The 10,829-nt window shown below is 67.7% G+C and carries 10 protein-coding genes; 1 reads left to right on the plus strand and 9 read right to left on the minus strand.

Features of this window, described 5'->3' with window-relative positions; translation table 11 throughout:
* The coding region (locus tag J7024_RS34790) for a 2-dehydro-3-deoxygalactonokinase (protein WP_234745904.1) at positions 1-846 on the minus strand (846 nt) is incomplete at its 3' end.
* Between the two features lie 49 nt (positions 847-895).
* Entirely contained in the window at positions 896-2,017 is a 1,122-nt protein-coding gene (locus J7024_RS34795; protein ID WP_124897674.1) for a porin, read from the minus strand.
* 316 nt (positions 2,018-2,333) lie between these two features.
* On the opposite strand from J7024_RS34795, the gene J7024_RS34800 reads away from it, so the two are divergent.
* A complete protein-coding gene (locus J7024_RS34800) occupies positions 2,334-3,329 on the plus strand; it encodes a LacI family DNA-binding transcriptional regulator (RefSeq protein WP_234745905.1) in 996 nt (331 codons plus the stop codon).
* A gap of 22 nt (positions 3,330-3,351) precedes the next feature.
* Here J7024_RS34800 and J7024_RS34805 read toward each other — a convergent pair whose 3' ends face one another.
* The 7 genes from J7024_RS34805 to J7024_RS34835 form a co-directional block, all read right to left on the minus strand.
* Entirely contained in the window at positions 3,352-4,257 is a 906-nt protein-coding gene (locus J7024_RS34805) for an SMP-30/gluconolactonase/LRE family protein (RefSeq protein ID WP_124897673.1), read from the minus strand.
* A 70-nt stretch (positions 4,258-4,327) separates the two neighbouring features.
* Positions 4,328-5,407, minus strand: a complete 1,080-nt coding sequence (locus J7024_RS34810) for an ABC transporter ATP-binding protein (protein WP_124897672.1) — start codon at positions 5,405-5,407, stop codon at positions 4,328-4,330.
* 31 nt (positions 5,408-5,438) lie between these two features.
* Positions 5,439-6,584, minus strand: coding sequence for a galactonate dehydratase (gene dgoD / locus J7024_RS34815; protein ID WP_124897671.1), 1,146 nt, complete (start codon positions 6,582-6,584; stop codon positions 5,439-5,441).
* The gene (locus J7024_RS34820) at positions 6,581-7,369 is read right to left on the minus strand and encodes an SDR family NAD(P)-dependent oxidoreductase (RefSeq protein WP_124897670.1); all 789 of its coding nucleotides are present in this window, start codon (positions 7,367-7,369) and stop codon (positions 6,581-6,583) included. The genes dgoD and J7024_RS34820 overlap by 4 nt, the downstream gene beginning before the upstream one ends.
* A 4-nt stretch (positions 7,370-7,373) precedes the next feature.
* Positions 7,374-8,276 carry a carbohydrate ABC transporter permease gene (locus tag J7024_RS34825; protein WP_175751876.1) on the minus strand — a complete coding sequence of 301 codons (903 nt, stop codon included), beginning with the start codon at positions 8,274-8,276 and terminating at the stop codon, positions 7,374-7,376.
* Complete coding sequence (locus J7024_RS34830) at positions 8,273-9,142, minus strand: carbohydrate ABC transporter permease (protein WP_124897668.1); 870 nt, start codon at positions 9,140-9,142, stop codon at positions 8,273-8,275. Before J7024_RS34830 ends, J7024_RS34825 begins: the two co-directional genes overlap by 4 nt.
* A 70-nt stretch (positions 9,143-9,212) precedes the next feature.
* Complete coding sequence (locus J7024_RS34835; RefSeq protein WP_175751875.1) at positions 9,213-10,448, minus strand: ABC transporter substrate-binding protein; 1,236 nt, start codon at positions 10,446-10,448, stop codon at positions 9,213-9,215.
* Positions 10,449-10,829: the final 381 nt, after the last annotated feature.

The following is a 10,829-nucleotide window of genomic DNA, read 5'->3' on the forward strand; positions in this document are numbered from 1 at the left end:
GGGCGCGCTGGCCGGCCCGTCGCCGTCGGCGGCCAGCCCCGCGAGTTCGTGACCGATCAGCACGCCCGACAGGTAATCGGCCTGCTCGTGCGGCGCGAGCTCGCCGGCCAGCAACTGCGCGCGGCTGCCGAAGATCGTCGCGAGCAGCCCGGTCGCATGGCCGGCCTGCGCAGTGCGCACGCCACGCTCGAACGCCGCCTCGACGAACGCCGGCGCCGGCCGCATCGTGCGGCCGAGCAGGCTGTGCGTGCAGAGCAGCGCATACAGCTCGCCCGTCATGAAAGTCAGGAAGCGCTCGATCCGCGAGCCGCGCACCGCGACCCACTTCGAATGCGTGCCCGGCAAGCCGATCCAGCGCGTCGTAGCCGACGCATGTGCGGCGCCGCCCGCGTGCAGCGCGCCGACGATCTGCGTCTCTTCCCCGCGCATCACGTTCGCGAGCTCGCCGCGCTGGATCAGCCCGGGCACGATGTGCACGGCCGCGCCGCGCCGCGTGCGCACCGCATGCAGCGATGCGCCGAGCCGGTCCGCGTCGATCGGCACGTCCGCATACGGCGTATCGCGCCAGCCCTGCGCGCTGCCGACCATGCCGGCCGCGACGACCGGGAGCGCCGGCCACGCATCGAGCCACGCGCCGCACACGTCTTCGAACGCTCCATCGCATGCATCCGCGATCGCGATCTCCGCGCCGCCGATCTGCATGACGCCCTTAGGCGCGGCGCGCTCGTCGAGCACCGTCCGCGCGTCCGCCATCAGGTACGCGCGCAGCGACGTGGTGCCCCAGTCGAGCGCGATCAGGCGCGGCACGTCCGACGACTCTCGATGTCGCTTTCTTGCTGCATGCATAGGATTCCTCTATTTGACGTGTGCGATTTGCCGTGCGGTTCCGTATCGCTCAGAAGAGCGTCTCGATGCCCGCGTAGACGCCCGTCTGGCCATGCCCCGGCATCGGCGACGCCCCGAGTCCGTTACCGTTGCCGAGCCCCGGCGACTGCGGGTTCACGCCCAGGTTCGCATTCGCGCTGTTGAACACGTGCGCGGCGGTTGCATACAGGAACGTGCGCTTCGACAGGTCGTACATCGTGCCGAGGCCGATGATCGTCGAGCGCCCTTCGCCGCTGTGATCGGCGGTCCACTTGCCCGCATCGATCTTCATCGAGTAGACGGCGCCCTGCAGGTGCAGGAACGGCGTCGCGTCGTAGGTCACGCCGCCCCAGTAATAGTTCGCGGTGCGCGACAGGCCGGCCGGCGTGTCGGGCGCGCTGTAGCGCGTGTAGCCGAGCTGCACCAGCGCGGGGCCGAAGCGGTCGCGTACACCGATGAACGCTTCCTGCGACGCGGTGAACAGGTTGTCCTCGCGGCCGTACTGGTTGCGGATCTCGTTCCAGATCGCGCGCACTTCGAAATCGCCGTGCGTGTACGCGAGCGTTGCGCCGTCGGACAGGCCCGTCGCGTTTACGTTGCTCGTCGAGCCGCGCAGCCAGCCGTCCGAGCTGTTGCCGAGGTTCGCCTGCAACGCGAGCGAGAAGCCGCCGAACTTCGGTGACTCGTAGCGGATCCCGTTCGACAGCTTCGGCCCGTTGCGATACGACGTCAGCGACTCGACCGAATAGTTTTCCTCCAGCAGCGGATCGTACGACCAGATGTAGCTGTTGATGAACGATCCCTGCCCGAGCCGCAGGAAGCCGTAGCGCTCATTCTTCAGCCCGACCCATGCGCCGCGCTGGAACAGCACGCCGCCGCCGTAGTTGCCGTTCGCCGCGTTGATTGCCGATTCGAGCCAGAACACGGCCTGGTTGCCGCCGCCGAGATCCTCCTTGCCCGTGAGGCCGAGGATGCTCGTCCCCCAGTCGTTACCCTCCGAGAAGCGCGAGCCCGTCGCATGCGGGCCGTTCTGCACGCCGCTCAGGTACTGCACGTCGCCGCCGACCCGCCCCCATACCGTCACGCTCGATTCGGCCTGTGCCACGGCGGGCACCGCCAATGCGAGCGCCGCAATCCACCCATACTGTCGCATCAAGATCTCCTCCTTGTTTTCGTCTGAATTGGGAAAACGCTTTCCCATCATGGCAAAAAAATTTCGCGGCGGTTGTCCTGCGTCGTTTTCCGATAAACTTCGAACGGAATGCGCGCGTGCTATGCTCGCGAAATGGGAAAGCGCTTTCATTGTCGATGCGCGATGGCGCTTTTTCAAGAAAATTCTGGTCCTCCAAGGGATACTACCGAGTCCGGCCGCACGGCATGCATCCAGCACTGCCGCACGGTCGCACGGTCGCCGCCGTCGGCACACATGCTATGCTCGCCGGCAAAATGCACTGACACACACTTTCATCGTGGCCAAGATCAACGAAGTCGCCGCAGCAGCCGGCGTCTCCATCGGAACCGTCTCGAAGTTCATCAACAAGACGAAGCGCTTCTCGCCCGACGTCGAGCGCCGCATCGCCGAGGCGATCGCGCAGCTCGGTTACGAGTCGAACCCGCTCGCGCGCTCGATGGCGACCGGCCAGACGGGCGCCGTCGGCGTCGTGATCCAGGACATTCTCAACCCGTACTTCACCGCGATGGTCAAGGGCGTGAACCGGATCGCGCAACGCAACGATTTCGTCGTCCTGATCGTCGATGCCGACGAGAACCGCAAGGGCGAACGGCCGGCGTTGACCAAGCTGAGCCGGCGCGTCGACGGACTGATCCTGAACACCAGCATGCCCGACGACGACCTGCGCTGGACCGCAAGCCTCGGCAAGCCGGTTGTCGCGGTCGGCTCCGCGCCACGCGACGGCCTGCTCACGCTGTACTCCGACCCGACCCGCGCGGGCGAGATGCTCGGGCAGCACTTGCTGATGGAAAAGTATCAGCGCTTCGCGTACATCAGCCTGCCGAATGCGCGCGGCGACGCCGAGCGGCGCGGCGGCGCGGAGCAGGTGCTCGCGCGTGCCGGACTGCCGCTGCAGACCTTCAGCGTGCCGCGTGCGACCGTCGCCGACGGCGAGCGTGTATGCGCGTCGGTGATGTTGTCCGCCGATCCGCCGGACGCGGTGATCTGCTACAACGACATGATCGCAGCCGGCTTCATCAAGGAAGCGGAGCGGCTCGGCATCGCGATCCCGCACGACGTCGCCGTGTGCGGCTTCGATAACCTCGAACTCGGCAAGCTCACGTCGCCCACGCTGACGTCGATCGACACCGAAACCGAGCGCGCGGGCGAAGTCGCGATGACGATGCTGCTCGATGCACTCGCGGGCAAGTCGCCCGACCCGCATACGATGCTCGATGCGCGGCTCGTCGTGCGCGAATCCACGGTGCGGCCACGCGAACCGCGCCGCCGCTGACCCGCCGGCCTTGCGCACCTGATCAGCGCGGCACCGCCGCAACCGCATCGCCCAGCCACGCGCGCGACACGCAGTGCTGTTCGAGCCCGGCCACACCCGGCCGCGTCTCGAACAGGCTGCCCGCGAGCGGCCCGCGCAACAACCCGTCCGAGCTGACGTTGACCGATGCCGACGTGACGAACAACGTCGCGCGATCGGCGCCGCCGAACGCGACACTCGTCGGCCGCTGCACCGGCATCTCGACGACCGCGTCCAGCGTGCCGTCCGGCGCATAGCGATGCAGCCGCCAGCCGTCCCAGATCGCCGACCACACGCCGCCTTGCGCATCGACCGCGAGCCCGTCGGGCACACCGCGCGCATCGTCGAACGTCGCGAACGGCCGCACGTTCGACAGTTGCGCCGCGTCGACATCGAAGTCGTACGCGAAGATCGTGCGGCGCCCGGAGTCCGTCACGTACATCGTCGTGCCGTCCGGACTCCAGCCCATCCCGTTCGCGCACGCGAAGCCGGCCACCGCGACACGCGACGCGCGCGCGTGCTCGAAGCAATGCAGATCGCCGGGGCCGTCGCCGTCGTCGGCCATCGTGCCAACCCAGAAGCGTCCGCGCGCATCGACCGCGCCGTCGTTGTAGCGCAGCGACGGCCGCGCATGCCCGGCATCGGCCAGCCTCTCGAGCGCGCCGCACGCAGGGTCGAACAGGTGCAGGCCGCTTTTCAGCGCGACGAGCAACCGCCCGTCGGCGACGCTCGCGACGCACCCGGCCAGCTCCGGCAGCAGCCAGAAGCCCGTCTGGCCCTGGCCGGGCGTGTAGCGGTAGAGCGCGGTGCGCTTGATGTCGATCCAGTAGAGCGACGCCGAGCGTTCGCACCACAGCGGGCCCTCACCCAGGATCGCGTTCGCGCCCTGTACCAGTTTTACTGTCGTCATCGAATGTCTTGTTTATGCGTGACTTCGGCCGCCCGCCGAACGGCGGGCGGAACCTGCGGGCCGGCCGGACTCAGAGTGCGCGGCCCGCGTCGTCGAAAAAGTGCGCGTGCCGCATGTCGAAGTGCACGCCGACCGGCTGCCCCGCCGCGACCGTGTACGCGTCGCGGTTCTGCCGAACCGACAGCGGCCGGTCGTGGCCCGCGAGCTCGACATACACGATCGTCGCGTCGCCCAGATGCTCGGCATGCGTGACGCGACCGTCGAGCCCCGTGCCGGGCGCGCCGACGACGAGGTTCTCGGGCCGGATGCCGAGCTGCAACGCGCCCGACGGCCACGCGCGCGTGTCGTCCGGTGTCGCGGCGAGCGAGCCGCCCGGCACGTCGAAACGGATCGCATCGGCGCCGCCGTGTGCGTGGCACGGCAGGAAGTTCATCGACGGCGAGCCGAGGAACGACGCGACGAAATGATTGGCCGGCTGCTCGTACAGCGACAGCGGCGAACCGACCTGCTCGATGCGCCCGCCGTTGAACACCGCGATCCGGTCGCCGAGCGTCATCGCTTCCACCTGGTCATGCGTCACGTAGATCATCGTGCTGCCGAGCTCGCGATGCAGCCGCGCGAGTTCGAGCCGCATCCCGCCACGCAGCGCCGCGTCGAGGTTCGACAGCGGTTCGTCGAACAGGAACACACCCGGCTTGCGCACGATCGCGCGACCGATCGCAACGCGCTGCCGCTGGCCGCCCGACAGCGCCTTCGGCTTGCGGTCGAGCAGCGCGGACAGCCGCAGCGCTTCGGCCGCCTGCCCGACGCGCGTGCGTGTCTCGGCCGCGTCGACGCCGGCGAGCTTCAGGCCGAACGCCATGTTCTCGAACACCGTCATGTGCGGGTACAGCGCGTAGTTCTGGAACACCATCGCGAGCCCGCGCTTCGCGGCCGGCACGTCGTTGACGCGGCGGCCGTCGATCAGCAGGTCGCCCGACGTGATCTCCTCGAGCCCCGCCAGCATCCGCAGCATCGTCGACTTGCCGCAGCCCGACGGACCGACGAACACCATGAATTCGCCATCCTCGATATCGAGGCTGACATCCTTGATCACGTCCGCACCGTCGTCGTAGCGCTTGCGGATCTGTTTGAGCGTCACACTTGCCATGATTGCGTTTCTCCTCGTCCGTTCGTGCCGGTCACCATTCGGCGACCGAGCCATCCTCGCGGCGCCACACCGGATTGCGCCAGCGGTGCCCCGTCACGGCGGCGGCCCTTACCTTCTCCTCGTCGATCTCGACGCCGAGCCCCGGCGCATCCGGACGCTCGACGTAGCCCGCGTCGAACGCGAACGGGATGCCGCGCGTGTACGCATACATCGCGTTGTCGTCGTGATAGGCCACATTGGTCGACTGCTCCTGGATAAACGCATTCGGCGTGCAGAAATCGATCTGCAGCGACGCCGCGAGCGTGAGCGGGCCGAGCGGGCAATGCGGCGCGACGGCGACGTCGTACGCTTCGGCCATCGCCGCGATCTTGCGCAGTTCCCAGATGCCGCCCGCGTGGCTCACATCCGGCTGCACGATGTCGACGACGCCTTCTTGCAGCAACGCCTTGAACTGCCAGCGCGTGAAGAGCCGTTCGCCGGTCGCGAGCGGCACCGCGCAGTCGCGTGCGACCTCGCGCAGCGCATCGTTGTGTTCGGGCAGCAGCAATTCTTCGTAGAACATCGGGTCGAACGGCGCCAGCGCCTTCGCAAGCGCCTTCGCCACCGGGCGCCGCACGCGGCCGTGGAAGTCGATGCCGAGCCCGACCTCCTTGCCGATCGCGTCGCGTACCGTGCCGAAGCGGGCAACCGCGCGATCGATCGCCGCGGGCGACTCGATCCAGTCGGTCGCATTGACCACGCCCATCTTCAGTGCCGTATAACCCGCTTCGACGAGCTGCCGCGCATTCGCGGCCATCTCTTCGGGCGTGTCGCCCTTCACGTGCGCATAGACGCGCGCCTTGTCGCGCACCGGACCGCCGAGCAGGTCGTAGACGGGCACGCCGAGCGCGCGCGCCTTGATGTCCCACAGCGCCTGCTCGATGCCCGAGATCGCGCTCGAGAGGATCGGGCCGCCGCGATAGAAGCCGCCGCGATACATGACCTGGAACAGGTCCTCGATGTGCCGCGGGTCACGGCCGATCAGATAGTCGGCCAGTTCGTGAACGGCCGCGGCGGTCGTGGCCGCACGCCCTTCGACGATCGGCTCGCCCCAGCCGGCAAGCCCCTCGTCGGTGCTGACCTTCACGAACTGCCAGCGCGGCGCGACCGCGAATGTTTCGATTTCGGTGATCTTCATGTGGATGAACGTGTGCGGTTGAACAGCAGCGCCGACATGCCGTTGTCGGCGACGAGATCTGCGCCGGCGATGCCGATCGCCGCGTCCGACAGCAGGAACGCGGCGATCTGGCCGATATCGGCCGGCTCGTTGATGCGCTGCGCGGGGTGCAACGCACGATACGCGTCGAGCAGCGCGGGATCGCGCTCGAGCGCCGCACCGATCGGCGCGTTCAGCGTGAAGCCGGGGCTCAGCGTGTTCACGCGGATGCGCTGCGGCGCGAGGCTCGTCGCCATCGCGCGCGACATCGCGACGATGCCGCCCTTTGTCGCCGCATACATCTCGAAGCCCGGCACGCTTGCGCCCGCATGATTCGACGCGATGTTGACGATCGCGCCGCCGCCGGCGCGCGCGATGCGCGGCGCGGCGAGCTGCGTGCACTGGAACATCGAGCGCAGGTTGGTGCGGTACAGGCGGTCGCAGTCGTCGAGCGAGAATGCGTCGAACGGGCCGTGCAGCGTGATGCCAGCGTTGTTCACAAGCCCGTCGAGCCGGCCGTGATGCATATCGACTCGCTCGAACAGCGCGGCGACGCTCGCCGGGTCGGCCACGTCGGTTGCAACGAACAGCGTGTCGCGGCCGCCGAGCCGTTCGCGCACCGCGTCGGCGCGTGCGGCGTTCTTCTCCGCGACGACGACCTGCGCGCCGCATTGCGCGAGCACTTCGACGATGCCGAGGCCGATGCCGTCGCCGCCGCCCGTGACGACGACCACGCGGCCGTCGAGCGATTCGAATGGATTCGTCATGGTTTTACCCCTTGACCGCGCCGGCCGTGATGCCCGCGACGATCCTGCGCTGGAGCAGGAAGAACAGTACGAGCAGCGGCAGCGTGCCCATCACGGCCGCCGGAAACAGCTTGGTCGGATCGATGTCGTTGGTGCCGATGAAGCGGAACACCGCGACCGTGATCGTGAACTTCGACGAGTCGGTCAGGAACAGCAGCGGATAGACGAGGTCGTTCCACACCGACAGCGTGACGAACATCGCGAGCGTGCCGGTGATCGGCCGCAACAGCGGCAGCACGATGTACCAGTACACCTGCAGCGGGCTGCAGCCGTCCATCACCGCCGCTTCCTCGAGTTCGAGCGGAATCCGCTTCAGGAAACTCGTGTAGAAGAAGACGCCGAGCGGCAAGTTCTGCACGGTGTACGCGAGCACGACGCCGAGATACGTGTTGAGCAGGTGCAGGTCGCGGAACAGCACGTAGAGCGGCGTCAGGCTCACGAACATCGGGATCGTCAGGCCGAGCGTCAGCACGATGTAGACCGCGGTCGACAGCCGCCCCTTCACGCGAGCAAGCGGATACGCGGCGAGCGACGACAGCAGCGCGACGAGAAACGTGACCGCGAGCGTGATGCCGATCGTGTTGGCGACGCTGCGCCAGTAGTTCATCTGCGTGAACACGGCCGCGTAGTTGCCGAAGAACACGTGATCGGGCAAGCCGAGCGGGCGCGCGATGATGTCGTCGCCGGTGCGCAGCGACATCAGCACCATGTAGATCGTCGGCAGCAGCACGATCGCGACGATCGCGATCGCGGCGACGAGCCGCGCGAACCCCGGCATGCGGCGCAGCAGCGCGGCCGCGCGCAGCCCGCCGCCCGACGTGCCGGCGGCCGGATGGTCCGCATGAAAGCGTTGACGGATGACGTTCACAGGTTGTCCTCCCGGCGGCGCAGGATCGTGTTCTGGGTCGTCGCGACCACCACGACGATCGCGAGCATGATCATCGACAGCGCGCTCGCGAAGCCGAACTTGTAGTCGTTGAACAGGCTGTGGAAGATCTGCAGCCCGAGCGTGGTCGTCGCGCCGTCCGGCCCGCCGTTGGTCAACACGAGCGGCAGCTCGAAGGTCTTCAGCGTGCCGATCGTGCTCAGCGTGATGTTCACGGTGAACGCCGGCGCGAGCAGCGGCAGGTCGATGCGCGTGAAGCGCACCCATGCATTCGCGCCGTCGAGCTTCGCCGCGTCGTGCAGCTCCGACGGAATGTTCAGGTAGCCGGCCAGGAAGATCGCCGTCGAATAGCCGACGTACATCCATACGTGCACGGCCGTGACGGCCGGCAGCGTGACCGACGGATCGCCGAGCCAGACCTGCTGCAGCGCGTCCAGATGCACCAGATGCAGCAGCTCGTTGATGCCGCCCCCGAGCGGCGAGTACAGGTACTCCCACACGAAGCCGGCGATCACCGCCGAGAACATGCTCGGCACCAGCAGCCCGACACGCAACGCGCCGCGCAGCCGCGGCAGCGAGAACAGCAGCGCGGCGAACAGCAACCCGAGCCCGTTCTGCACGATCACGACAATCGCCGCGTACGCGAACGTGACCACGAGCGTATGCAGGCTCGCCGGATCGCGAAACGCCGCGACGTAGTTCGCGAGCCCGATCCAGTGCGCGTCGCCCACGCCGGAGAAATCCGTCAGGCTCATCCGCGCAGCCTTGAAGAGCGGATACAGGCTCAGCAGCGCATAGAGCGCGAGCGCCGGAACGGCGCACCACAACAAGGTCCGGTTGCGCCTCATCACGTGCCTCCTTCGTCGAACCGCACCGCGCGACATGGCGCGGCACGGAAAATGTCAGCTGGCAGACGGTTCATCGCGCGGCGCCATCCCAGCGGGCGAGCAGCTTGGCCGGGTCCTGCCCGATGTCGAGAAAATACGCGGACATCGAATTCCAGATCGCCGTGAACAGCCCACCTGTCCATACGCCCTTCGGATACAGCACGACGTGCCCGTTCTTCTGCGCGGCCGCATACGGCTGCGCCTGCGGCGGCATCGCGTCGGTGCCGCCCTCGAACGGGCTGAACCCGGCTTCCGCGTCGAGGAACCGGCGATCGTTGTCGGGGTGTGCCCAGAACGCGAGCCACTTCTTCGCGGCATCGGGCTGATGCGTCGCCGCGTTGATCGCCCACGCGGTGCCGAGCATGTCGAGCGCGACGGGCCCGTTGCCGGACACGAGCGCCGGCAGCGGCGCGAACTGGAACGACAGCCCCTTCGTCGCGCTGAACTTCGCGATGTTCCAGGCGCCCTGCGGCATCATCGCGACGCGCCCGGCCTGGAATTCGGTCAGCCCCGTACTCCACGCGCTCACCCCGTCGTTCAGGCGCGGCACGAAGCATTTCGCGTCGGCCAGCACCTTCAGCGCCGCCACCGACTGCTTGAAAGCGGGATCGGCCGCGAAGCGCGCGCTGCCCGCGCCGACGAACGACTCGGCGCGCGCATCGGCGTCGCCGCCGCCGGCCGACAGCCCCGAAGCGATCACGAGCGCCGCAGGCGCCCAGCCTTCCTTCGCGGGCAGCAGCATCGGCGTGACGCCGGCCGCGGCCAGCTTCCCGCATGCGGCCTTCAACTGGTCGACGTCAGTCGGCACCATCGCGACGCCCGCGCGCTTGAGCAGGTCGAGGTTCGCGAACAGGCCGATCCCGACCAGCTCCATCGGCAGCATGTAGGTCTTGCCGCCGATCTGCGTATGCGCGCGCACGCCGCGCCAGATCGTCGGCACCCATTTCTCGCTGCTCAGGTCGAGCAACTGGTGCGCGCCCTGCCATTGCCGCATCAGTTCGCGATCGACCATCAGCACGTCCGGTCCGTTGCCGCCCTGCAGCCGTGACGACACGACCGTCGTCGTGTCGTTGCGCGACATGTACTCGAACTTGATCTTGATGTCGGGGTTTTCCTTCTCGAACTTCGCGATCAGCGCCGCCATGTTGGCGGGCTCGGCGCCGCCGCCCTTCCAGCCCGTCACGTCGAGCGTGACCGGTGCGGCACAGACTTGCGCCGCCAGGACGGAAAGGACTGCGAAGGTTGCCGTTCGAAGCCTGTTGAACATCTGCTGTCTCCACGTTGTTGTCGAATCGTTGCGTGAGGCGAGCGGTAAGCAGCCGCGATGCATCGCGCAAGAAGCCTGCGTTTCCCGCCCGATCCTTCATTTGGGAAAGCGCTTTCCCTATTGTGTCGCACAAAGCCTCCGGCATGCAAGCGCCGGTGTGTCCGGATCGATTAGGGGATACCCGCAGACGCGACGGCCGGACGGCCGCCAGCCGGGGGTGCCAGGCAGGCGACGTGCGGCTGGCCGACGCGCAATGGCACGTAACGGCGCCATGATGTGCGTTCCCGACCGAGCAGCCGGCACGCCGAAGGCGCTATCATCGATGTTGCGATCTTCGTCCGGCCCCTTTTTTGCCGGCTCACTTTCAACTCGCTCAACCGA

Source organism: Burkholderia sp. WTPI3 (assembly GCF_021483755.1).
Lineage (GTDB): Bacteria > Pseudomonadota > Gammaproteobacteria > Burkholderiales > Burkholderiaceae > Burkholderia.

Coding starts and splice junctions, on each gene's coding strand:
- J7024_RS34795 (WP_124897674.1), bottom strand. CDS start 2,017: ATGCGACAGTATGGGTGGATTGCGGCGCTCGCATTGGCGGTGCCCGCC.
- J7024_RS34805 (WP_124897673.1), bottom strand. CDS start 4,257: ATGACGACAGTAAAACTGGTACAGGGCGCGAACGCGATCCTGGGTGAG.
- J7024_RS34810 (WP_124897672.1), bottom strand. CDS start 5,407: ATGGCAAGTGTGACGCTCAAACAGATCCGCAAGCGCTACGACGACGGT.
- dgoD (WP_124897671.1), bottom strand. CDS start 6,584: ATGAAGATCACCGAAATCGAAACATTCGCGGTCGCGCCGCGCTGGCAG.
- J7024_RS34820 (WP_124897670.1), bottom strand. CDS start 7,369: ATGACGAATCCATTCGAATCGCTCGACGGCCGCGTGGTCGTCGTCACG.
- J7024_RS34830 (WP_124897668.1), bottom strand. CDS start 9,142: ATGAGGCGCAACCGGACCTTGTTGTGGTGCGCCGTTCCGGCGCTCGCG.
- J7024_RS34835 (WP_175751875.1), bottom strand. CDS start 10,448: ATGTTCAACAGGCTTCGAACGGCAACCTTCGCAGTCCTTTCCGTCCTG.